Consider the following 25,195-nt stretch of genomic DNA (forward strand, 5'->3'; position numbering starts at 1 on the left):
GGATCGGATGCCGACTTGATACGTCCCCTCCTGCTGTCAATCAGCCTGGCCTTGAGCTTTCCCGCAGTCGCGATGGTGAGCGAAAGCCACGGATACGCGCAGTTCGGCACGCTCAAGTACCCAGCCACGTTCACCCACTTCGACTGGGTCAACCCGCAAGCGCCCAAAGGCGGCACGTTGCGGGCAATGGCCTTTGGCACCTTCGACACCCTCAACCCCTATACCTTCAAGGGGTCGAGCCCGGTTACCACGCCCAACTTCCAGCAGTACGGTATCAGCGAGCTCAACGAGCCGCTGATGGTCGGTACCGGCCAATACGACCCGTCCGGCGACGAGCCCACTTCCAGCTACGGCCTGATTGCCCGCTCGGTGGAATACAGCGAAGACCGTAGCTGGGTGGTGTTCAACCTGCGCCCGGAAGCCCGCTGGCATGACGGCAAGCCGATCACCGCGGCAGACGTGGCCTTCTCCTACCGCACGTTGCTCAAGGACGGCCACCCGATCTATCGCACCAACCTGCAGGAGGTGCAGCGGGTCGACATCCTCGGCCCGCTGCGCATCCGCTTCGTGTTCAAGCGCGCTGGCAACCCACTGCTCATCCTGCGCCTGGGCGAGATGCCAGTGCTGCCCAAGCACTACTGGCAGCACCGTGACTTCAAGGCCACTACCTTCGAGCCGCCATTGGGCAGTGGCCCGTACCGCATCACCGAGGTGCAGCCGGGGCGCCGGCTGGTGTTCGAGCGCGTCAAGCGTTACTGGGGCAAGGACCTGGCCGTCAACCGAGGCAAGTACAACTTCGATCGCGTGGAGTACGAATTCTACCGTGATGCCACCGTGGCCTTCGAAGCGTTCAAGGCCGGTGAATTCGACATCTATATCGAACACCAGGCGAAGAATTGGGCCAACGGCTACAACTTCCCGGCCGTGCGCCGGGGCGAGGTGATCAAGGCGCAGATCCCGCACCGCATCCCCACGCAAACCCAGGGCCTGTTCATGAACAGCCGCCGGGCGACCTTCAGCGACCCGCGGGTACGCCAGGCACTGGGGCTGATGCTCGACTTCGAGTGGACCAACCGCGCCCTGTTCAGCAACGCCTACCGGCGCTCGACCAGCTACTACCCCAACAGTGAGTTCGCCGCCAGCGGTGTGCCCACCGGCAAGGAATGGCTGCTGCTGGCCCCATTCCGTGACCAGTTACCCGCCAAACTGTTCAGCGAACCGTACCAAGTCAGCCACACCGCCGGCCGTGGCGTCAGCCGCGAAACCTTGCGCCAGGCACTGGCCCTGCTCGCCGAGGCGGGGTGGAAGCTGAACGGCCAGCGCCTGGTCGACAGCAAAGGCCAGCAGTTGCGCATGGAGCTGCTGCTGGTAAACCCCAACCTTGAACGCATCCTGCAACCTTATGTCGAAAATCTGTCCAGCATCGGTATCGATGCGCGCTTGCGCACCGTGGACCGTGCCCAGTACAAACAACGCCTGGACCAGTTCGATTTCGACATGATTCTGATGACCCTCAATCAGACCCTGAGCCCCGGCCTGGAGCAGTGGTTGTACTTCCATTCGAGCCAGGCCGGCACCAAGGGCAGCAAGAACTATGCAGGGGTCAAGGACCCGGTGGTCGACCACCTGCTCGACACCCTGTTGGCCGCACGCACCCGCGACGACCAGGTGGCTGCCGCCCGCGCCCTGGACCGCGTCCTCTCATGGCAGTACTACATGATCCCCAACTGGTACCTGGACAACCATCGCCTGGCCTACCGCAACCGGTTCGCCTTCGTCACCACACCGCCCTATACCCTTGGGCTGAACAGCTGGTGGATAAAGACTTCGGAGAAAGCCCAATGATGCCAACGCACCGCTTGCGCCGGCTGGCTGGCAGCCTGTTGCTCGCCTGCCTGAGCCTTCCCGCCCTGGCCGCACCGCAACATGCGCTCACCCTGTACGACGAGCCGCCCAAATACCCTGCCGACTTCAAGCACTTCGACTACGTGAACCCCGAGGCGCCCAAGGGTGGCACCTTCCGCCAGTCCAGTTTCGGCGGGTTCGACAGCCTCAACCCGTTCATCAACAAGGGCGTGCCGGCCGAAAACATCAGCATCATCTACGACACCCTGATGCGCCAGAGCCAGGACGAACCCTTCACCGAATACGGCCTGGTCGCCGGCAAGATCGAGAAAGCCCCGGACAACAGCTGGGTGCGCTTCTACCTGCGCCCCGAAGCACGTTTCCACGATGGCCACCCCATGCGTGCCGACGACGTGGTGTTTACCTTCAACGCCCTAATCAAGGATGGTGCGCCGCTGTATCGTCAGTACTATGCCGACGTCGCCGAGGTGGTCGCCGAAGACCCGTTGAAAGTGCTGTTCAAGTTCAAGCACCGGAACAACCGTGAGCTGCCGCTGATCCTCGGGCAGTTGCCGGTGCTGCCCAAGCACTGGTACGAAAACCGCGACTTCAACCGCGGCAACCTGGAAATTCCACTGGGCAGCGGCCCGTACAAGGTGGCCGAGGTCAAGGCCGGGCGCTCAGTACGCTACGAGCGGGTCAAGGACTACTGGGCCAAGGACCTGCCGATCAACCGTGGGTTCTACAACTTCGATGTCATGACCTTCGACGCCTACCGTGACACCACCGTAGCCCTGCAAGCGCTCAAGGCCGGGGCGTTCGACTATGGCCTGGAAGTCAGCGCGAAAAACTGGGCCACCGCCTACGACGTGCCCGCCGTGCGCGAAGGCCGGCTGATCAAGGAAGAGCTGCCCAACGGCAACCCCACTGGCATGCAGGGCTTCATTTTCAACATCCGCCGGCCGGTATTCCAGGATGTGCGCGTACGCCACGCCTTGAGCCTGCTGCTGGACTATGAATGGACCAACAAGCAACTGTTCAACGGTGCCTACACCCGTACCGGCAGTTACTTCGAAAACTCGGAAATGGCCGCCCGTGGCTTGCCCAGCGCCAGCGAACTGAAGATCCTCGAGCCGCTGCGCGGCAAAGTACCCGACCAGGTGTTCACCGAGGCCTTCCACAACCCGGTCAGCGACGGCAGCGGCATGATCCGCGAGCAGCAGCGCCAGGCCTACAAGCTGCTGCAGGAGGCCGGCTGGAAAATCGTCGACGACAAGATGGTCGATGCCCAGGGCAAACCGGTAAGCATCGAATTCCTGCTGGCGCAGACCGAGTTCGAACGCATCCTGCTGCCGTTCAAGCGCAACCTGGCTGACCTGGGTATCGAGCTGAACATCCGCCGGGTCGATGTTTCGCAGTACATCACCCGCCTGCGCTCACGCGATTTCGACATGATCGTCGGCGGCTATCCGCAGTCCAACTCGCCCGGCAACGAGCAGCGCGAATTCTGGTCCAGTGCCGCCGCCGACAACCCCGGCAGCCGCAACTTCATCGGCCTGCGCGACCCGGCCATCGACCAGCTGGTCGACCAGCTGATCAATGCCGACTCGCGCCAAAGCCTGATCGACCATTGCCGCGCCCTTGACCGGGTATTGCTGTGGGGCTATTACGTCATCCCCAACTGGCACATCAAGACCTGGCGGGTAGCCTACTGGAACCACATCGGGCACCCGAAGGTGTCGCCCAAGTACGACATCGGCATCGACACCTGGTGGATCAAGCCCGGGGTAAGCCCGGCCGTCAGCGCAGCCCCTGCGGACGAGGCCAACTGAGATGCTGGCCTACATCCTGCGCCGCCTGCTGCTGATCATCCCGACCCTGTTCGGCATCCTCATCATCAACTTCATCATCGTCCAGGCTGCCCCCGGTGGCCCGGTCGAACAGATGATCGCCAAGCTCGAAGGCTTCGAGGGCGCCACCAGCCGCATTGCCGGTGGCGGTGCCGAGGTGTCCGTGGCGGGCTCCAACTACCGTGGCGCCCAAGGCCTGGACCCGGCGCTGATCGCCGAAATCGAGCGCATGTACGGGTTCGACAAATCGCCGCCCGAACGCCTGTGGATCATGATCAAGAACTACGCCCGACTGGATTTCGGCGACAGCTTCTTCCGCGATGCCAAGGTCATCGACCTGATCATCGAAAAGATGCCGGTGTCGATCTCGCTGGGGCTGTGGAGCACCCTGATCATGTACCTGGTGTCGATCCCGCTGGGCATCGCCAAGGCGGTACGCCATGGCAGCCACTTCGACGTGTGGACCAGTTCGGCGATCATCGTCGGCTATGCGATCCCCGCCTTCCTGTTCGCCATCCTGCTGATCGTGCTGTTCGCCGGCGGCAGCTACTTCGACTGGTTCCCGCTGCGCGGCCTCACCTCCAACAACTTCGATGAGCTGAGCACCACCGGCAAGGTGCTGGACTACTTCTGGCACCTGGTGCTGCCAATCACCGCGCTGGTCATCGGCAACTTCGCAACCATGACCCTGCTGACCAAGAACAGCTTCCTCGACGAAATCAACAAACAATACGTGGTGACCGCCAAGGCCAAAGGCCTGAGCCGGCCACGGGTGCTGTATGGCCATGTGTTCCGCAACGCCATGCTGCTGGTGATTGCCGGCTTCCCTTCGGCGTTCATCGGTATCTTCTTCACCGGCTCCCTGCTGATCGAGGTGATCTTCAGCCTCGACGGCCTGGGCCTGATGAGCTTCGAGGCGGCCATCAACCGCGACTACCCGGTGGTCTTCGGCACCCTGTTCATCTTCACCCTGCTGGGGCTGGTGGTGAAACTGATCGGCGACCTGACCTACACCCTGGTCGATCCACGCATCGACTTTGCCAGCCGGGAGCACTGACATGGCCTTGTCCCCCCTCAACCGACGTCGCTTCGAGCGCTTCAAGGCCAACCGCCGTGGCTGGTGGTCGCTGTGGTTGTTCCTGATCCTGTTCGGCCTCAGCCTGGGTGCCGAACTGATCGCCAACGACAAACCGATTGCCGTGCGCTACGACGGCCAGTGGTACTTCCCCGCCTTCAAGCGCTACCCGGAAACCACGTTCGGCGGCGAGTTCCCGCTGGAAGCCAACTACAAGAGCCCCTACATCCGCGAGCTGCTGGCCAAGAAAGACAGCTTCGTGCTGTGGGCGCCGATCCCGTTCAGCTACCAGAGCATCAACTACGACCTGCGTGTTCCGGCCCCGGCACCGCCCTCGGCGGACAACTGGCTAGGCACCGACGACCAAGGCCGCGACGTGCTGGCGCGGGTGATCTACGGCTTCCGCATATCGGTGCTGTTCGCCCTGACCCTGACCGTGGCCAGCTCCATCATCGGCGTCCTAGCGGGTGCCTTGCAGGGGTTTTATGGCGGTTGGGTCGACCTGGCCGGGCAACGCTTTCTGGAAATCTGGTCGGGGCTGCCGGTGCTGTACCTGCTGATCATTCTTGCCAGTTTCGTGCAGCCGAACTTCTGGTGGCTGCTGGGCATCATGCTGCTGTTTTCCTGGATGAGCCTGGTCGACGTGGTGCGCGCCGAGTTCCTGCGCGGCCGCAACCTGGAGTACGTGCGTGCCGCCCGAGCCCTGGGCATGCGCAACGGCGCAATCATGTACCGGCACATCCTGCCCAACGCCATGATCTCGACCATGACCTACATGCCGTTCATTCTCACCGGCGCCATCGGCACCCTCACGGCCCTGGACTTCCTCGGCTTCGGCCTGCCCGCCGGTTCGCCCTCGCTGGGCGAGCTGGTGGCCCAGGGCAAGTCCAACCTGCAGGCACCCTGGCTGGGCATCAGCGCCTTCGCGGTGCTGGCGCTGATGCTGAGCCTGCTGGTATTCATCGGCGAATCCGCCCGCGACGCCTTCGACCCGAGGAAGTGACATGAGTGAACAGAACCTGATCGAAGTGCGCGACCTGGTCGTCGAGTTTGTAACCGGCGACCAAGTCAACCGGGTGGTCGATGGCATCAGTTTCGACATCCGCAAAGGCGAGACGCTGGCGCTGGTCGGTGAAAGCGGCTCGGGCAAGTCGGTGACTGCGCACTCGATCCTGCGCCTGCTGCCCTACCCCTTGGCCCAGCACCCCCGCGGCAGCATCCGCCATGAAGGCAAGGACTTGCTGCAGCAGAACGAAAAAACCCTGCAGCGCATTCGCGGCAACCGCATTGCGATGATCTTCCAGGAGCCGATGACGTCGCTGAACCCGCTGCACTGCATCGAAAAGCAGATCAATGAAATCCTTCTGCTGCACAAGGGCCTGACCGGCAAGCAAGCCACTGCGCGCACCCTGGAGCTGCTGGAAATGGTCGGCATCCCGGAGCCACGCAAGCGCCTCAAGGCCTTGCCCCACGAGCTGTCCGGCGGGCAACGCCAGCGGGTGATGATCGCCATGGCCCTGGCCAACGAGCCGGAACTGCTGATTGCCGACGAACCGACCACGGCGCTGGATGTGACCGTGCAGCTGAAAATTCTCGACCTGCTCAAGGAACTGCAGGCACGCCTGGGCATGGCGCTGCTGCTGATCAGCCATGACCTGAACCTGGTGCGGCGCATTGCCCACCGCGTGTGCGTGATGCAGCGCGGGCAGATTGTCGAGCAGGCGGACTGCGCGGCCCTGTTCAGCGCGCCGCAACACCCCTACACGCAGATGCTGATCAATGCCGAGCCCAGCGGGCTGCCGGCGCATAACCCGGTAGGCGCGCCGCTGCTGCAAGTCGATGAGCTCAAGGTCTGGTTCCCGATCAAGAAGGGCCTGCTGCGGCGTACTGTCGACCATGTCAAGGCGGTGAACGGGGTCAACTTCAGTTTGCCGCAGGGGCAAACGCTGGGCATCGTCGGGGAGTCCGGGTCGGGCAAGTCGACATTGGGCCTGGCGATCCTGCGGCTGATTGCCAGCCAGGGGGGTATCCGCTTCCACGGGCAAGACCTGCAGGGGTTGAACCAGAAAGCCGTGCGCCCGTTACGGCGCGAGATGCAGGTGGTGTTCCAGGACCCCTTCGGCAGCCTCAGCCCGCGCATGTGCGTGGCAGACATCGTTGGGGAGGGCTTGCGCATTCACGGTATCGGCAATGCCCAGGAGCAGGAGGCGGCCATCATTGCGGCGCTGGAGGAGGTAGGGCTCGACCCGGGCACCCGGCACCGCTACCCGCATGAGTTTTCGGGTGGGCAGCGCCAGCGCATTGCCATCGCCCGGGCGCTGGTGCTCAAGCCGGCGCTGATTCTGCTGGATGAGCCGACCTCGGCACTGGACCGCACGGTGCAGCGCCAGGTGGTCGAGTTGCTGCGTAATCTGCAGCAAAAATACAACCTCACTTACCTGTTCATCAGCCATGACCTGGCGGTGGTCAGGGCACTGAGCCATCAGTTGATGGTGATCAAGCATGGGCAGGTGGTTGAACAGGGGGATGCGCAGGCAATCTTCCATGCACCGCAACATCCGTATACCCGGCAGCTACTGGAGGCGGCGTTTCTGGAGGTGGAGCCTTCGTGAAGCCGCGCCCGGGCAGTTTGCTAGGGTGATGCGAGCCTGGGCGGCGCGTTGCCCGCTGCCTGGCTACAGGTCTTCGCTCACCCGGCCAACGGCCGCCACCACTTGCCTGGCACCGGCCTGAATACCGCCTATGGCCGTACTCGCCTGGGTAACGAAATCTACCGCATTGGCCGCTTCCTGGCGGCTGCGCTCGACCTCGCTGACCGCCTGGTTGGCCAGCAGATGATTGTGCGCGACCACCGCATCGATCTCGGCCGTGGCGGTGCTGGTGCGCCCCGCCAGTTTGCGCACTTCATCGGCCACGACGGCGAAGCCCCGCCCTTGGTCGCCGGCGCGCGCAGCTTCGATCGCGGCATTCAGGGCCAGCAGGTTGGTCTGCGACGCAATGGCCCCAATGGTCTGCACGATCGTACTGATGACCGTCGACTGCTGGCCCAGGGCAGCAATGGTATCGCCGGCGCAGTGTAATTGGCTCGCCACGTTCTGCATGGCCTGCTGCATGCCCTGCATCACCGTGACACCATCGCTGGCACTGGCGTCCGTGCGCCGGGAAATGTCCAGCGCCATGTTGGCCGCCTGCCTTACCGCCTGTTCACGCTCGACCTGGGCGGTCACCACCGTGGCGAACTTGACCACTTTCACCAGCTTGCCACTGGCATCATGGACCGGGTTGTAGCTGGCCTCCAGCCAGATCTCGCGCCCTTGGCTGTCAATACGCCGGAATCGCCCAGTCACGTACCGGCCAGCATTGAGCGTGCGCCAGAACGCCGTGTACTCGGCACTGGCGGTTTCCTTGGCATCACAGAAAATTCGATGGTGCTGGCCGACCAGCTGCTCCAGGCGGTAGCCCATGGCGGCGAGAAACATCGGGTTGGCAGCTTGCACCCTGCCGTCCAGGCCAAACTGGATCATCGCCGTGGAACGCAGCAAGGCCTCGAGCAACGCCTGGCTCTCCAGCCCAGGCGCGGCTAGCCACTGTTGCAGGGGCATGCCCACGACATCGCCCGGCGCGGCGCCGAGTGCCTGGGCAAAACCCGCGGTGCACTCCGCGATACGGTTCTGCCCGTCCAGGCGCAGCATGGCACCCTGCTCAAGTTCGGCCAGGCGCTGACGCAGTTGCACGAGCTCGGCCTGTTGCGCTGCCAGTGCAGTTTTAAGGTGGCGATTAAACATCAATAAGACCTGCGATGTTATGCATCATGGTGGGAAGTCAGACGACAGACACTTTCTGTTGAGTGTCGTGAAACCACTCCTTGAAAACGGCTGCAGGCATCGGTCTGGCGATGAAATAGCCCTGCGCTTCAACACAGCCCCAGGCGCAGGCCTGGACCAACTGTTCGGCGGTTTCGATCCCTTCGGCGGCCACTTGATAACCGAGTTCGTTGGCCAGCCCTACCACCGACTGCACCAACAATGCTTCACGCGTGCCCGAGGCGGCACGGTGCACCAGCGACCTGTCGAGCTTGACGATGCTGGCGGGGATTTGCGTCAGGTAAACCCAGTTGCTGTAGCCCGTGCCGAAGTCATCGATGGCAATGGCGATGCCTGCCTGGTGCGCACGCAGCAGTTGCTGCAGCACTTCTTCGGGCTGTTCGATCAAGACACTCTCGGTGAATTCGAGCTGTACCCGCTGCGGCTCGATGGCCTGGGCCTGCAAGCTGTGCAGCAGTGCATCCATGAACCCTGCGCTTTCCAGGTCGCGCGCGGTGACGTTGAAGCTGAGACTGAAATCCAGGTCCCGGGTACAGGCCAGCACCCGCAAGGCTGCGCGCATCACCCAAAGGCTGAGGCTGGCCATGAGCGCCGTTTTTTCAGCCAAAGGGATGAACTCCGCCGGGGCGACATCGCCCAGTAGCGGGTGGCGCCAGCGCAGCAAGGCTTCGGCAGAACCGCATCGGCCCGAAGGCAGCTCAATCCGCGGTTGCAGGTGCAGGCTCAGTTCATCGTCGCTCTGCAGCGCCTGGGCCAACGAGGCCAGCAACAGGAACGCACGGCGTTGCGCAGCGTCCACGTCCGGCTCGTACCACCCATGCCGGCCAGGCCTGCGCCGCGCGGTATCCGCTGCCGCGACTGCCCGGCGCATCCACTCCATGCCGTCACGGTCTTCGCACTGCTGCGTGATGGGGGCGATGCCGATACCGGCGTCCAGCAACACCGGAATCTGGTGGCATTGCGCAGGCGCCTGCAGGGCGTCGACAATCCGCTCGCACAAAGGCTGTACGTCGGCTGCGTCTTCCAGCAGCACACCGAAGCGGGTCGGGCTGATCTTGTACAACGACAAGCCGTTATCCAGCTGGCTGGCGATGCGCGCCTTGGCCTGCAGCGTCAGGTCGTGGGCAAAGTTGTAACCCAGGCCGCGGATGATATCGCTGAGGGCCTCGGCGGCCATGATGTCCACCGCCAACAGCGTCAGCGACTTACCCCGCTCCAGGCCCGCCACCACATCACACTCGAGCTTCAGGCGGTTGAACAGGCCGGTGGCCTGGTCGTGAAAATTGTTGCGGCGCATGCCGGCGATGATGTGCATGGCCATTTCGCTGAAGGACGTCAGCATCGACCGTTGCGCCTCATCCAGGGCGGGCCGTGGTGCAGTATCGATGATGCAGAAGCTGCCGATGGCCACCTGGCTGTCTACCAGCAGCGGGGCCCCGCAGTAATAGCGAATGCCAGGCTCACCCGTGACCAGGGGGTTGTCGGCAAAGCGCGGGTCCAGGGCAGCGTCCAGCACTTCCAGTGGCTGTGCCTGGAGAATGGTGTGGGCACAGAATGAAACATCCCGGGGGGTGGCATCAGCGGCCAGCCCGCCCTTGGCCATGAACCATTGCTCGCACTCCCCTACGATCGAAACCAGGCAGATCGGCATGGAAAAGTAGCGGCGGGCCATCTCGACCAGCGCAGTCAGTTCGCTGCTCTGCGGCTGATGCAGTACGCACCATTCGGCGATCTTCGCCAAACGGTCGGGTTCATTGGGCGGAACGGGGGCAACTTTCATGGCATCTCACCTGTCCCACGCGGACCCAAGCATAGAGTAATAGCACTACGCTACATCAATACTTGTACAGAGAGAAATTTTTGTACAACTTTTCGCATTAAATTTCGACAGACGGTGATGCAACATCACCTGCCTAGTAAGAGATCGGCCCACGAAGGAAGTTCACCAACCCCCGGTTTCACGGGCACACACGTACCGTTTCAGTGTGTAACAGCCACTGCACCAGTCATCAGAAAATCTGATGACGATCGTCTTTAGTCATCAGCCAGGTAGGGCATAAAGTCGCTTCGTCCACCCGCCTCAACGGTAGAGCCCATGTCCAGTCACCCCCAAACTGCCTCCCCTGCCCTCCACGCGCTGGTCCAGCGTTCCAGCTTGCCAGGCCCTGTGCTCAGCGCCCCCCAGGCGCAAGGCCTGCTGCAGGCCCACTACGGCCTCACCGGTGAGTTGTCGGCCTTGGGCAGCCAGCAGGACCTGAACCTGCGTGTGGTCGCGCCGCAAGGCAGCTTCGTGCTCAAGGCATGCCATGGCAGCTACGCCCAGGTCGAACTGGAGGCCCAGCATACGGCCCTCGCCTACCTGCGCAAGCATGGCCTACCCGTGCCAAGCGTGCGCCCGGCACTCAGTGGCGAAGCCTTGCTGGAACTGGACGTCGCAGACCAGCCATTGCGGGTACGCCTGCTGGAATACATCGAAGGCCAACCGCTGACCCGCCTTGCCCACCTCCCGGCGCAACTGATGGCCGAACTGGGCGGGCTTTGCGCAAAGCTTGACCGGGCCTTGGCCGGTTTCGACCACCCTGGCCTCGAGCGCACCCTGCAATGGGACCCCAAGCATGCGCAAACGCTGATAGAGCACCTGCTCCCTGTGCTGCACGATGCCGACCAGCGCCGCCGTATCGCACAGGCCACCGCTGTGGCTGCCGAACACCTGGCACCCCTGATCGGCAGCCTGCCAAGCCAAGCCGTGCACCTAGACATCACCGACGACAACACCGTGTGGGCGCGCGACGACCAGCGCCAATGGCAATTGCGAGGGCTGATCGACTTCGGCGACCTGCTACGTACCTGGCGCATCGCTGACCTGTCGGTAACCTGTGCGGCGCTGCTGCACCACGCCGAAGGCGACCCGCTGCGGATCCTCCCGGCGATCCGCGCCTACCAGGACCACAACCCACTCACGGAGGAAGAGCTACGGGCCTTGTGGCCACTGGTGCTTAACCGCGCCGCAGTACTGGTGCTGAGCAGCGCACAGCAGTTGGCGGTGGACCCAGGCAACCAGTACACCCGCGACAATGTCGCCCATGAGTGGGAAATTTTCGACACCGCCACCGCCGTGCCCTTCGCCCTGATGCAGGCAGCGATCCTGCGGGCTGCCGGGTTGCCGGTCGCCATGCCAGACATGAGCGGCGGCGCGCCGCTGCTTCCCGAACTGCAAGGGCAGGCGGTGCACCGGCTCGACCTCGGCGTGCTCAGTGCGCACTATGAGGCGGGCAACTGGGAGCAACCTGGCTTCGACCAGCACCTGCTCACCCGGCAACCTGCCCCGGCCTGCACCCTGTACGGGCAGTATCGCCTGTCGAAAACCCATATCGACCGCGCCGCAGAACCGGCCACTTGCGCCCTCGGCGTTGAACTGCATGTGCCGCACGCAAGCCTGCTCCAGGCACCGGCGGCCGGCACCTGGCAGCGCCATGGCGATGCTGGCGGTTGCCTGCGTACTGCGCACTGGGCCCTGTGGCTGCAGGGGCTGCAGGATGCACCAGCCGAANNGGCGGGCCCCCCCAGCCGATGGCCAGGCCGTGGCCCAGGGCCAGGCGCTGGGCCGTAGTTGCGGCGTGCTTCGCGTGCAAGTGTGCCTGGGCACCGACACCCAGCCACCGTTCTTCGCCACCCCTTCCCATGCCGATGCCTGGCTGGCCCTGTGCCCTTCTCCCGCGCCGCTGCTGGGCCTGGACTGCGATGCCGAGCCACTGCCCGACCCACAGGCCCTGTTGGCGCGTCGCGACGCCAGCTTCGCGCGCTCGCAGAAACACTACTACGCGCAGCCACCCCACATCGAACGTGGCTGGCGCAACTACCTGTTCGACATGCAAGGCCGCGCTTACCTCGACATGCTCAACAACGTTGCGGTACTGGGCCACGGCCACCCGCGCATGGTCGCCGAGTCGGCGCGGCAGTGGTCGTTGCTCAATACCAACTCGCGCTTTCACTACGCAGCCGTCACCGAGTTCTCCGAGCGTTTGCTGAAGCTGGTACCCGAAGGCTTCGACCGGGTATTCATGGTCAACAGCGGTACCGAAGCCAACGACCTGGCGATACGGCTGGCCTGGGCCTACAGCGGCGGGCGCGACCTGCTCAGCGTGCTGGAGGCCTACCACGGCTGGTCGGTGGCCACCGATGCCATCTCCACGTCGATCGCCGACAACCCGCAGGCGTTGGACACCCGCCCGGACTGGGTGCACCCGGTCGAGGCGCCGAATACCTTCCGCGGCCGCTACCGTGGCGCCGACTGCGCAGCAGACTACCTGCGCGATGTCGACACCAAGCTGGCCGACCTCGATGCCCGTGGCCGACAGCTGGCCGGCATCATCTGCGAACCGGTGTACGGCAATGCCGGTGGCATCGCGCTGCCAGCGGGGTACCTGCGCGAGGCCTATGCCAAGGTCCGGGCCAGGGGCGGTGTGTGCATCGCCGACGAGGTCCAGGTCGGTTACGGCCGCCTGGGTGAATACTTCTGGGGCTTCGAGCAGCAAGGCGTGGTGCCCGACATCATCACCATGGCCAAGGGCATGGGTAACGGCCAGCCGCTGGGGGTGGTCATTACCCGCCGCGACATTGCCGAAGCACTGGAGGCCGAGGGTTATTTCTTCTCGTCTGCCGGTGGCAGCCCGGTCAGTTGCCGCATTGGCATGGCAGTACTGGACGTGATGCAGGAAGAAGGCCTGTGGGACAACGCCCGCGACACCGGGCGCTATTTCAAGGCACGCCTGCAGGCGCTGGTCGACAAGCACCCGCTGGCCGGCGCCGCGCATGGCTCGGGCTTCTACCTGGGCCTGGAACTGGTGCGCGACCGCGAAACACTGGAGCCCGCCACGCAGGAAACCCAGCTGCTCTGCGACAGGCTGCGGGAATTGGGCATCTTCATGCAACCCACAGGGGATCACCTGAACATTCTCAAGATCAAGCCGCCAATGTGCACCAGCCGGGCCAGCGTGGATTACTTCGTCGACAGCATCGACCGGGTGCTGGGTGAAGGGCTGTAGCGGCTCACCTTCTGCCAGATCGAGCGCCGCGCGAGCGGCGCTTCGCGGATAAACCCCACGCCCACCCACGGCCCTTTTTCGGGCGAGCACAAGCGCACCAACATGGCGCATGCCCTCCATCGCGCCACAAAAAGGCGCGGCATCAGCACGCAATTACCCACCCCGCTTCATGCTTGTTCACATCCACTCACAAACGCCAACGTTTGCGTCTAGCCCGCATGCTCTCAAATGTGACCAGTGGGTCACCTTTTCTGCCTTTTCTCTCCTACACTCGGTTTTCGGCCCGCGATTTGCTCAATGGAAGAGTGACGAAAATAAGTCGAACTTTACGGAACGCGGGCAGGTCAGGAACTAAGTAGGCCAAACGCAACGGGATCTCCCAGCTTCGGCCACCACCCCTACCCGCTCAAACGCCTTCGGCCGGAACGCCGAGAGCGCGGTGCCTGCGCGCACGACCTTGGGGCATGGAAAGCAGTACGTATTCAGCAAGCAGAGAGAACCAGTACGAAACAACGCCACGGGTGCCAGCACCCGGCAAGCATAGGGACGGAGAGAAGTATGATCAGTGCCGCTGTCGAGCCACACGTAAACACGTTCACCACCGAGAAGCGCGAACCGCTCACCCCGGATTTCGCCACGACAGCCAAGGCACCCGGCGCCCAGCGCCAGCACAACCCCAACAAGCGCAAGATTCTGTTCGTGACCTCGGAAATCGCCGACCTGGTCAAGACAGGCGGCCTGGGTGACGTGTCTGCAGCCCTGCCGCGCGCCCTGGCGCACTTGCACGATGTTCGGGTATTGATCCCGGGCTACCCGCAGGTGGTCGAAAGCGACAACCCGATCCATATCGTCGGCGAACTGGGCGGCCACGCAGCCCTGCCGCCATGCAAGATCGGCCGCATGGACATGCCCGACGGCCTGGTCATCTATGTGCTCATCTGCCCCGAACTGTACCAGCGCGACGGCACCCCCTATGGCGCCAACAACGGTCGCGACTGGCCAGACAACCACATCCGTTTCGCTCGCCTGGGCCTGGCCGCGGCGGAAATCGCAGCCGGCGAAGGCATGATCCACTGGAAGCCCGAAGTGGTGCATGCGCATGACTGGCCGGCCGGCCTGGCGCCAGCCTACATGCACTGGCGCGGCCTCAACACGCCAACCCTGTTCACCATCCACAACCTGGCCTACCAAGGTGTGTACAGCCGTGGGTGCAGCCCCGAACTGGCCATCCCGGAACACGCCATGCAGCAGGAAGGCATGGAGTTCTACGGCAAGCTGTCGTTCCTCAAGGCGGGCCTTGCCTATTCCAGCCACATCACCACGGTCAGCGCCACCTATGCCCGGGAAATCACCACCCCGGAATTCGGCTGCGGCCTGGATGGTTTCCTCGCCAGCAAAGCCCAGCAAGGCCTGCTTGGCGGCATCCCCAACGGTATCGACGAAAGCTGGGACTCGGCCACCGACAAGCACCTGCAGCACAACTTCAGCATCAATGACTGGGAAGGCAAGGCACGCAATACCCACGAAGTACGTCAACTGTTCGGCCTGGACGACTCCGAAGGCCCACTGTTCGCAGTGGTTTCGCGCCTGGTTTACCAGAAAGGCCTGGATTTGACCTTGGCCGTGGCCGACTACATCGTCGAACAAGGCGGGCAGATCGCGATCATCGGCCGTGGCGAGCCTGAGGAAGAACAGGCCATGCGCGAACTGGCGCTGCGCCACCCAGGCCGTATCGGGGTACGCATCGGCTTCAACGAAACCGACGCCCGGCTCATGTTCGCCGGCAGTGATTTCCTGCTGATGCCCTCGCGCTACGAGCCCTGCGGGCTCAGCCAGATGTATGCCCAGCGCTTTGGCTCGCTGCCAGTGGCGCGCAATACCGGCGGCCTGGCCGACACCATCGAGTGCGGGGTCACGGGCTTCCTGTTCAACGAATCGACCGTCGACAGCTACCGCGAAGCGCTTGGCCGCGCCTTCTACGTTTATGGCAAGAAAGATCTGCTCAACGCCATGCGCTGCCTGTCGATGACCCAACCGTTCAACTGGTGCCAGGCGGTGGAACCCTACGCCCGGCTGTACGAAGACCTGGTCAAGCAAGCACAACTGAGCCACTACTGAGCGAGGGCAGTAAGATGCACAGGCATGGCGCACACTTGCTGGACGCCACGTCGGCGCGCTTCGCCCTCTGGGCACCCGATGCGCGCAGCGTGAGCGTGGAACTGGAGCAGCAGCCGGCTATCGCCCTGCAGCCCGATGAAGACGGTTGGTTCAGCGGCGTGGCGCCCTGCCGGGCCGGCGACCGTTACCACTTTCGAATTGATGATGAACTGCAGGTGGCCGACCCGGCGTCGCGCTACCAGCCTACTGGCGTGCACGGCCCCAGCCAGGTGGTGGATGTGGCCAGCTACCCCTGGCAGCACCCGTGGCTAGGCCGCCCCTGGCACGAGGCGGTCATTCAGGAGCTGCATGTAGGGCTGCTCGATGGCTACCAGGGCGTAACCCGGCAACTGCCGAAGCTGGCCGCGCTGGGTATCAGCGCAATAGAGCTGATGCCCCTGGGGCAGTTCCCCGGCGAGCGCAACTGGGGCTACGACGGTGTACTGCCCTACGCCCCGCAGCACACCTACGGCAGCCCTGAGCAACTGTGCGCGTTGGTCGACCAGGCCCATGGTGAAAAGCTGATGGTGCTGGTAGACGTGGTGTACAACCACTTCGGCCCCGACGGCAATTACCTGCACCAGTATGCCAGCCCGTTCTTCCGGGAAGACCGGCAGACGCCCTGGGGCGCGGCCATCGACTTTCGCCGCCCGCAGGTGCGCGAATACTTTATCCAGAACGCACTGATGTGGCTGTGCGACTACCGCTGCGACGGCCTGCGCCTGGATGCCGTACATGCCATCGACCAACCCGATTTTCTGGTGGAACTGGCCGAGCGCGTGCGTGCCGCAGTGGAGCCCGGGCGCCACGTGTGGCTGGTGCTGGAGAACGAGCACAACCAGGCCACCCTGTTGCAACAGGGTTTCGACGCGCAGTGGAACGATGACGGCCACAACGCCCTGCATGTGCTGCTCACCGGCGAGACCGAAGGCTATTATGCCGACTACAAGGACCGCCCCATCGACCAGCTGGCACGCTGCCTGGCCGAAGGCTTCGTGTTCCAGGGCCAGGCCAACCGCCACGGAACGCCGCGCGGCGAACCCAGTGCGCATCTGCCACCCAGTGCCTTCGTACTGTTCTTGCAGAACCACGATCAGGTTGGTAACCGCGCACTGGGCGAGCGCCTGACCCGCCTGTGCCCACCGCCGGCGCTGCGCGCTGCCACCACCTTGCTCCTGATGGCACCGATGATCCCCCTGCTGTTCATGGGTGACGAAGAAGGCAGTTGCCAGCCCTTCCTGTTCTTTACCGACTTCCACGACGAACTGGCCGATGCAGTGCGCGAAGGCCGCCGTGGCGAGTTCGCCCATTTCAAGGCCTTCGCTGACCCCGAGCAGCGCGAGCACATCCCCGACCCCAACGCCGAACAGACCTATGCCGCATCGCGCCCTTACAGCAAGCAGGTGCTGGCCGGCTGGCATGGCCTGTATCAGCAGTTGCTCGACCTGCGCCGCCACCATGTGATCCCGCACCTGCCTGGCAGCTGTGCGCTGGGCGCCGAGGTGCACGGTGACAAGGCAGTCACCGCACGCTGGCAGCTGGGCAATGGCAACACCTTGCGCATCGACCTGAACCTGGCCGACAGCCCGCAGCCGGTCGAGCTGCCGCCACCGCCCTTGCGGTTGTTCGACAGCGGCGATGCTCGCCACCCCGACAGCCAACTGGCGGCGTACAGCTGCGTGGTCAGCCTGCTTCCCCCTGCCCAGGAGCGCCCATGAGCGAAACCGCCCTGCACCGCTTGGCGAACCGCGTCGGGCTTAGCCGCGACTGGATCGACGCCAATGACCGCCCTCAGCGCGTGAGCGACCACGTGCTGCGCAACCTGCTCGAAAGCCTCGGCCACCCGGCCGGCGACGATGCGGCAATCGCCGCAAGCCTGCAGGCCTTGGAGACCGCTGACGACAGTGAGCACCTACCGCCCTTGTTGACGGCCGACCAGGGCCAGCCGCTGGACCTGTCACGCTATTTCAGCGCGGCCAGCGTCGCCCGTTGCACCCTCGAGGACAGCGCCACGCGTGTGCTGGAACTTGACCGGCAGGCCCGCCTGCCCGGTGAACTGCCTGTCGGCTACCACCAGGTCGAAATCGACAGCCGCCGTTTCACGGTGGCCGTAGCGCCGCCCCGTTGCCATAGCCTTGAAGACAGCCTTGAGCACAGCGCGCAGCAACCACCCGCGCGCTGCTGGGGGCTGGCGGTTCAGTTGTACAGCCTGCGCCGCCCTGGCGACGGCGGTTATGGCGACTGCCTGGCCCTTGAACAACTGGCCCGCTCGGCCGCAGAGCGCGGCGCCGATGCCTTGGCCATCAGCCCGATTCATGCCCTGTCGGCCATCGACCAGGAACATTACAGCCCCTACTCGCCCTCCAGCCGCCTGCTGCTCAATACCTTGTACGCCAGCCCCGCCGCCCTGCTGGGTGAACGGGAAGTGCGCATGGCCATCGAAGCCTGCGGCCTGGAGCAACAGCTGGAAGAACTGCAGCAGCGCCCGCTGGTTGACTGGCCACGTGCCGCCAGCGCTCAGCTGCGTGTGCTGGAGGCGCTGTACCAGGGGTTCAGCCAAGGCAGCCACCCGCTGCGCGAAGACTTCTACAGCTTCCGCGAAGCCGCCGGTGAAGCGCTGGAGCATCATTGCCGCTTCGAAGTGCTGCAGGCTCATGCCGTGGAGCACGGCCTGGGCGCCGACTGGCGGCACTGGCCCACGCCCTGGCAAGACCCCTGTCACCCGCAAGTCCAGGCCATCGCCGAGGCCTACCCGGCCAAGGTGGAGTTCCACGCGTTCTGCCAATGGCTCACCGAGCGTGGCCTGCAACGCGCCCACGAGGCCGCCCGCGGCAACGGCATGAGGGTGGGCCTGATCGCCGACCTGGCAGTTGGCGCCGACGGTGCCGGCAGCCAGGCCTGGAGCCGCCAGGACGAATTGCTGTCGGGCCTGAATGTGGGCGCACCGCCCGACATTCTCAACCGGGCCGGACAGAACTGGGGGATTTGCGCCTTTTCGCCCGAAGGCCTCAAGCGCAACGGCTACCGTGCGTTCATCGAAATGTTGCGGGCCAACCTGGCGCATGCCGGCGGCCTGCGCATCGACCACGTCATGGGCCTGCGCCGGCTGTGGCTGATACCGCAAGGCGCCGAGCCCAGCGAAGGTGCCTACCTCAACTACCCGCTGGAGGACCTGCTGCGGCTGCTGGCGCTGGAATCGCACCGCCACCAGGCCATCATCCTAGGCGAAGACCTGGGCACGGTGCCCGCCGGCCTGCGCGAAGCCCTGGCCGACAAAGCCGTGCTGGGCATGCGCGTGCTGCCTTTCGAGCAGCGCCAGCCTGGGCAGTTCACGCCGATACTCGACTGGCCCGATAACGCCCTGGCCACTACCGGTACACACGACCTGGCGCCCCTGGCCGGCTGGCTGAAAAACCGCGATATCGACTGGAGCCACCGCTTGCAACTCATTGACGCTGCCACCGAACTGCACTGGCGCCACGACCGCCAGAAACAACACGACGGCCTGCGCCGCACCTTGCAAGCCAACTATGGCGTGCTCAACGACGATGACGCCGTGATCGATGCCGCCATCCGCTACGTGGGCCATACCCGGGCGCCACTGGTGCTGGTACCGCTGGAAGACCTGTTGGGCTGCGACGAGCAACCCAACCTGCCAGGCACCACCACCGGCCACCCCAACTGGCGCCGGCGCTTCGCCCGCCCGGTGCATGAACTGCTCAATGACGACGATGCCGCGCGGCGCCTGGAGCTGCTTGCCCAAGCCCGCGAACAAGCCTGGGAGCGTGACCGATGAAGCCCTTGAGCGCCACCTTGCGCCTGCAGTTCCACAGTGACTTCACCCTCGACCACGCCGTGTCGCTGGTGCCCTACTTCGCCCAACTCGGCATCAGCCACCTGTATGCCTCACCCATCCTCAAGGCCCGTGCCGGTTCACGCCACGGCTACGACGTGGTCGACCCGACCCAGGTCAACCCCGAGCTGGGCGGCGAGGCGGCGTTGCAGCGCCTGGTCGCGGCCTTGCGCCAGCATGGCATGGGGCTGATCCTCGACACCGTGTCCAACCACATGGCCGTAGGCGGCGCGGACAACCCGTGGTGGCAATGCCTGCTGGCCTGGGGCCGGCGTAGCCCGTACGCAGAATTCTTCGACATCCAGTGGCATTCCAGCGATCCGCTGTTGGCCGGGCAATTGCTGTTGCCGTTCCTGGGCAATGACTATGGCGTGTGCTTGAAAAACGGCGAACTCCCGTTGGAGTTCGACAAGGACCGGGGCGTGCTGCAAGTCGCCCACTACCAACACCGTTTCCCGATTTGCCCGATCGACTACGGCTGGATCCTGGCCCTGAGCCCGGACCCCGCCTTGCAGGCCCTGGCAGAGCATTTCACGGCGCTGGGCGAAGCGGCCACGCCATTGGCTGACGCCCTGCCCCTGCAGGCCGAACTGGCGCGCCTGGTGCAGCAGGGTGCCGACCTCGAATCGGCCCTGGTGGCGTTCGACAGCCGTGCCGAAAGCGGCTTCAAGCGCCTGCACCTGCTGCTGGAGCGCCAGACTTACCGGCTGGCCAGCTGGCGCACCGCCGCCGACGACATCAACTGGCGGCGCTTCTTCGACATCAACGAACTGGGTGGCCTGCGGGTCGAGCGCGCGGTGGTGTTCGAGGCGACCCACGCCAAGCTCTTCGAGCTGATCGAACGCGGCCTGGTGGACGGCCTGCGCATTGACCATATCGACGGCCTGGCCGACCCGCGCGGCTATTGCCGCAAGCTGCGCCGGCGCGTCGACGGCCTGCTGGCCAGTCGGCCGCTGAACGCCGCGGTCGAACACTTCCCGATCTACGTGGAAAAGATTCTCGGCAGCGGCGAACACCTGCACCTCGACTGGCACACCGACGGCACCACTGGCTACGAGTTCATGAACCAGGTATCGCTGCTGCAGCACGACCCGGCCGGCGAAGCACCGCTGACCGAGTTGTGGGCCAACGTCAGCGAGCGCCCGGCCTTTGCTGAAGAAGTGCGCCAGGCGCGCCACCTGGTGCTCAACGCCAGCCTGGCAGGCGACTGCGAGTCGGTAGCCCAGGCGCTGTTGCAGGTCGCCCGCAACGACCTGATGACCCGCGACCTGACCTTGGGCGCCATCCGCCGTGCCTTGCAGGCGCTGGTGGCGCACTATCCGGTCTACCGCACCTACTTCAATGCTTGCGGGCGCCCGGCTGAAGACGAAGTGTTTTTCCAGCAAGCCCTGACCAATGCCCGCCAGGACCTGGCCGAAGCCGACTGGCCGTTGCTCGACCAGCTGGAACAGTGGCTGGGTGGCCAAGGCTGGCGGCAATTGCCGTCGGGGCGCGCGCGCAAGCAGTTGCGCCATGCCTGCGTACGCTTCCAGCAACTGACCGCGCCCAGTGCCGCCAAGGCGGTGGAGGACACGGCCTTCTACCGCAGCGCGCGGCTGCTGTCGCGCAACGATGTGGGCTTCGAGGCCGAGCGCTTCAGTGCCCCGCTGGCGCACTTCCACAACGAAGCGCAACGGCGCCTGCGTGACTTCCCCGACAACCTGCTGGCCACCGCCACCCATGACCACAAGCGTGGCGAAGACACACGCGCCCGCCTGGCTGTGCTCAGCGAGCGTGGGCCGTGGCTGGCCAGCCGCGTGGAGCACTGGCGCGAGCTGGCGGCGCCGCTGCGTGCGCCGCTGGAGGACGGCCTGGCGCCCAGCCCCGGCGACGAGCTGATGCTGTTGCAGACGCTGCTCGGCAGTTGGCCGCTGGACCTTGACCTGCACGACGCCAACGCCTTGCGCCAATACGCCGAACGCGTGCGCCAGTGGCAGCAGAAGGCCCTGCGCGAGGCCAAGCTGCGCAGCAGCTGGAACGCACCGAACGAAGCCTACGAGGCGGCCTGTGCCCGCTACCTGGACGGTTTGCTGCTGGGCAGTGAAAACCAGCAGTTGCGCCAATCGGTGGCCGATGCCGCACAACTGCTCGCCTGCCCCGGCGCCCTCAATGGCCTGGTGCAGGCCCTGCTGCGCATGACCACCCCGGGCGTGCCCGACCTGTACCAGGGCAACGAATACTGGGACCTGAGCCTGGTCGACCCGGACAACCGCCGCGCCGTGGACTACGCTTTGCGGCGTGCCACCCTGGAAAGCGCCACCCCTGTGGCCGAGCTGCTGTCGCACTGGCGCGACGGCCGCCTCAAGCAGGCCTTGGTAGCCCGTGTGCTGGACTGCCGCCAGGCGCACGCCGAGCTGTTCCGCCGCGGCGCCTACCTGCCGCTGACGGTACAGGGCCGGCATGCCGACAAGGTCGTCGCCTTCGCCCGGCTGGGTGAAGGCGAACGCGCCATCGTCGTGGCCCCACGCCTGGCCAACAGCCTGCTCGGCAGCGCGCCAACACCGTTGATCCCGGCACAGAACTGGGACGACACCCGGCTGGTTTTACCGTTTGCCGTATCACCTGCCAATTCGACGGGACTTTTCCCATGCGCGGCGGTCAGCTCATCAAGGGAGCTGATGTTGAGCGCCGTGCTGGCGGAGTTTCCGGTCAACCTGTTGATCCAACAATCTTGAGCATCAGGAGCGTTTCGATGAGTGTCGATGAAAAGCGTATTCGCGAATTTGCCTACCAGATCTGGGAGTCAGAAGGTAAACCCGCCGGCCAGGAAGACCGCCACTGGGAAATGGCCCGCAAGCTGGCCGAGGCCGAGGCCCTGGCGCCAAAAGCCGCACCGCGCAAGCGGGCCCCTGCCAAACCCAAGCCGGCAGCCGAGCCCAAGCCGCCGGCCGAACCCAAGGTAGCGGCACTGCCGGGGGTTAAACCCACGGCGGCGAAGAAACCAAGGGCGGTCAAAAAGCCAACTGCCGGTTAAACCGGTTTCGGCCACTTCGCGGCCTGCCCGCTCCCCCATGATCGCCACACGGCTGGCGGTCGTGGTTGCTTCAGGGGGACCGGGCGCCACCGAGAGGGCACCTGGGCAGCACTGCATCACTTCCATACCTTTCACCACGGCCATTTGAGGATTGCCATGAGCCCCCGTACCCCGAAGAAAACCCGCTCGGTTGCCCCAACCCGCATCCGCGAAGGCCAACCCTTTCCCCTCGGCGCCACCTGGGATGGGCTGGGCGTCAACTTCGCCCTGTTTTCGGCCAATGCCACCAAGGTCGAGCTGTGCCTGTTCGACTCCACCGGCGAGCATGAGCTCGAACGCATCGAGCTGCCCGAATACACGGACGAGATCTACCATGGCTACCTGCCCGATGCGCACCCGGGCCTGGTGTATGGCTACCGCGTCTACGGCCCGTACGAGCCGCAAAACGGTCACCGCTTCAACCCCAACAAACTGCTGATCGACCCTTATGCCAAGCAGTTGGTCGGCGAACTGAAGTGGTCCGAGGCGCTGTTTGGCTACACCATCGGCCACCCAGACGACGACCTGTCGTTCGATGAACGTGACAGCGCCCCCTTCGTGCCCAAGTGCAAGGTGATCGACCCGGCCTTCACCTGGGGCCGTGACGAGCGGGTACAAGTACCTTGGGAGCGCACCATCCTCTACGAGGCGCACACCCGCGGCATCAGCATGCGCCACCCCGCTGTGCCGGAGGAGCTGCGCGGTACCTTCGCCGGCTTGGCCAACGACGAATTGCTCAAGCACATCAAGGACCTGGGTGTTTCCAGTATCGAGTTGCTGCCGATTCACGCGTTCGTCAACGACCAGCACCTGCTGGACAAGGGCCTGAACAACTACTGGGGCTACAACAGCATCGCCTTTTTCGCGCCCCACCCGCGCTACCTGGCCAGCGGCAAGATCGCCGAGTTCAAGGAGATGGTCGCGCACCTGCACGACGCCGGGCTGGAGGTGATTCTCGATGTGGTCTACAACCATACCGCCGAGGGCAACGAACGCGGCCCGACCCTGTCGATGCGCGGTATCGACAACGCCTCGTACTACCGCCTGATGCCGGATGACAAGCGCTACTACATCAACGACTCCGGCACCGGCAACACCCTGGACCTGAGCCACCCCTGCGTGCTGCAACTGGTCACCGACTCGCTGCGCTACTGGGCCGGCGAAATGCACGTGGACGGCTTCCGCTTCGACTTGGCGACCATCCTTGGCCGGTACCATGACGGCTACAGCGAGCGCCACGGCTTCCTCGTGGCCTGCCGCCAAGACCCGATGCTGAGCCAGGTCAAACTGATTGCCGAGCCATGGGACTGCGGGCCAGGCGGCTACCAGGTGGGCAACTTCGCCCCCGGCTGGGCCGAATGGAACGACCGCTTCCGCGACACCGTGCGCGCCTTCTGGAAAGGCGATGAAGGCCAGCTGGCCGACTTTGCCGCGCGCATGACGGCCTCAGGCGACATGTTCAACAACCGTGGCCGCCGGCCGTACTCCTCGGTGAACTTCATCACCGCCCATGACGGTTTTACCTTGCGCGACCTGGTGTCGTACAACCACAAGCACAACGAAGACAACGACGAAAACAACCAGGACGGTACCGACAACAACCTGTCGTGGAACTGCGGCGCCGAAGGGCCGACCGAAGACCCGGCCGTGAACGCCCTGCGCATGCGCCAGATGCGCAACTTCTTCGCCACTTTGCTGCTGGCCCAGGGCACGCCGATGATCGTGGCGGGCGACGAGTTCAGCCGCACCCAGCACGGCAACAACAACGCCTACTGCCAGGACAGTGAGATCGGCTGGATCAACTGGAACCTCGACGAGGAAGGCAAAGAGCTGCTGGCCTTCGTCAAGCGCCTGACTCGCCTGCGCCTCACCTACCCGGTACTGCGCCGCTCGAGGTTCCTGGTCGGCGATTACAACGAAGCGATCGGGGTCAAGGACGTGACCTGGCTGGCACCGGATGGCGGCGAGATGACCGTGGAACAGTGGGAAGACCCGCACGGCCGCTGCCTGGGCATGCTGATCGATGGCCGCGCGCAGGTCAGCGGTATTGCCCGGCCCGGTGCCGAGGCAACCGTGCTGCTGATCGTCAACTCGCACCATGATGTGGTGCCGTTCAAGCTGCCGACAGTACCGGATGGCGATCACTGGAACTGCCTGATCGACACTGACCGGCCCGAACTGCGCAAGGGCCAGCACCTGCAGTTCGACAGCACCTTCGAGGTGAAGGGGCGCTCGATGGTGTTAATGGTGTTGCAACGCGAAGACGAGTGAACCGGGCAGGCGCGGTGGGCAGGTGCCCGCCGCGGCCTCTTCAGTGCCTGTGAGATCGAACGCCGCCACTGTCAAAGCGTGGCGCTAGCAATCATTCTTCATAGCGCCCGTGCGGGAAATAGCAAACGCCGCTATAGCCGCACGGTTTTTCTTTTGAATCAGCGCCTTGGTCACCCCCACAAAAGGTGAACGGGCCTTTCACGTTTTCTTGACGCAAGCCCTC

At 64.5% G+C, this 25,195-nt stretch carries 13 protein-coding genes and 2 pseudogenes; 12 read left to right on the forward strand and 3 right to left on the reverse strand.

From position 1 onward, the window contains the following. The first annotated feature begins 15 nt into the window (after nt 1-15). From G1E_RS12495 to G1E_RS12515, 5 genes are read left to right on the forward strand one after another with little or no spacing between them, the layout of a single operon-like run. The gene (locus tag G1E_RS12495; RefSeq protein ID WP_207939746.1) at nt 16-1,845 is read left to right on the forward strand and encodes an extracellular solute-binding protein; all 1,830 of its coding nucleotides are present in this window, start codon (nt 16-18) and stop codon (nt 1,843-1,845) included. Then, a complete protein-coding gene (locus tag G1E_RS12500; protein WP_047149855.1) occupies nt 1,842-3,677 on the forward strand; it encodes an extracellular solute-binding protein in 1,836 nt (611 codons plus the stop codon). The genes G1E_RS12495 and G1E_RS12500 overlap by 4 nt, the downstream gene beginning before the upstream one ends. A 1-nt stretch (nt 3,678) precedes the next feature. Continuing rightward, nucleotides 3,679-4,752 (forward strand): microcin C ABC transporter permease YejB, encoded by a 1,074-nt coding sequence (locus G1E_RS12505; RefSeq protein ID WP_009686399.1) that lies wholly within the window; start codon nt 3,679-3,681, stop codon nt 4,750-4,752. A gap of 1 nt (nt 4,753) precedes the next feature. Next, on the forward strand, nt 4,754-5,773 hold the full coding sequence (locus G1E_RS12510; RefSeq protein WP_009686398.1) for an ABC transporter permease: 1,020 nt from the start codon (nt 4,754-4,756) through the stop codon (nt 5,771-5,773). A 1-nt stretch (nt 5,774) separates the two neighbouring features. Continuing rightward, nucleotides 5,775-7,382 (forward strand): ABC transporter ATP-binding protein, encoded by a 1,608-nt coding sequence (locus G1E_RS12515; RefSeq protein WP_009686397.1) that lies wholly within the window; start codon nt 5,775-5,777, stop codon nt 7,380-7,382. Between the two features lie 63 nt (nt 7,383-7,445). On the opposite strand, the gene G1E_RS30205 is transcribed toward G1E_RS12515, so the two are convergent. The 3 genes and pseudogenes from G1E_RS30205 to G1E_RS12525 all read right to left on the reverse strand — a co-directional run bounded on the left by G1E_RS30205 (nt 7,446) and on the right by G1E_RS12525 (nt 10,374). Further along, nucleotides 7,446-7,949: a methyl-accepting chemotaxis protein gene (locus tag G1E_RS30205; RefSeq protein ID WP_223809676.1), complete on the reverse strand. Its 504-nt coding sequence runs from the start codon at nt 7,947-7,949 to the stop codon at nt 7,446-7,448. A 30-nt stretch (nt 7,950-7,979) separates the two neighbouring features. Then, nucleotides 7,980-8,555: pseudogene (locus G1E_RS30210) on the reverse strand (PAS domain-containing protein); the annotation flags it as partial. Nucleotides 8,556-8,592: 37 nt separating this feature from the next. Next, on the reverse strand, nt 8,593-10,374 hold the full coding sequence (locus tag G1E_RS12525) for an EAL domain-containing protein (RefSeq protein ID WP_009686395.1): 1,782 nt from the start codon (nt 10,372-10,374) through the stop codon (nt 8,593-8,595). A gap of 315 nt (nt 10,375-10,689) precedes the next feature. Between G1E_RS12525 and G1E_RS12530 the strand changes: the two are divergent. From G1E_RS12530 to glgX, 7 genes and pseudogenes are all read left to right on the forward strand, one after another. Continuing rightward, nucleotides 10,690-13,639, forward strand: a pseudogene (locus G1E_RS12530) (aminotransferase). 558 nt (nt 13,640-14,197) lie between these two features. After that, nucleotides 14,198-15,757, forward strand: coding sequence for a glycogen synthase GlgA (glgA, locus tag G1E_RS12535; protein WP_009686389.1), 1,560 nt, complete (start codon nt 14,198-14,200; stop codon nt 15,755-15,757). 14 nt (nt 15,758-15,771) lie between these two features. After that, the gene (gene treZ, locus G1E_RS12540) at nt 15,772-17,514 is read left to right on the forward strand and encodes a malto-oligosyltrehalose trehalohydrolase (RefSeq protein WP_047149856.1); all 1,743 of its coding nucleotides are present in this window, start codon (nt 15,772-15,774) and stop codon (nt 17,512-17,514) included. Further along, on the forward strand, nt 17,511-19,592 hold the full coding sequence (malQ, locus tag G1E_RS12545; RefSeq protein WP_047149857.1) for a 4-alpha-glucanotransferase: 2,082 nt from the start codon (nt 17,511-17,513) through the stop codon (nt 19,590-19,592). The genes treZ and malQ overlap by 4 nt, the downstream gene beginning before the upstream one ends. Next, complete coding sequence (locus tag G1E_RS12550; protein WP_047149858.1) at nt 19,589-22,363, forward strand: malto-oligosyltrehalose synthase; 2,775 nt, start codon at nt 19,589-19,591, stop codon at nt 22,361-22,363. The genes malQ and G1E_RS12550 overlap by 4 nt, the downstream gene beginning before the upstream one ends. 17 nt (nt 22,364-22,380) lie before the next feature. Next, a complete protein-coding gene (locus tag G1E_RS12555; RefSeq protein ID WP_009686382.1) occupies nt 22,381-22,662 on the forward strand; it encodes a DUF2934 domain-containing protein in 282 nt (93 codons plus the stop codon). Between the two features lie 156 nt (nt 22,663-22,818). Then, entirely contained in the window at nt 22,819-24,972 is a 2,154-nt protein-coding gene (glgX, locus tag G1E_RS12560; RefSeq protein WP_047149859.1) for a glycogen debranching protein GlgX, read from the forward strand. Nucleotides 24,973-25,195: the final 223 nt, after the last annotated feature.

Source organism: Pseudomonas sp. TJI-51 (assembly GCF_000190455.2).
Classification (GTDB): domain Bacteria; phylum Pseudomonadota; class Gammaproteobacteria; order Pseudomonadales; family Pseudomonadaceae; genus Aquipseudomonas; species Aquipseudomonas juntendi.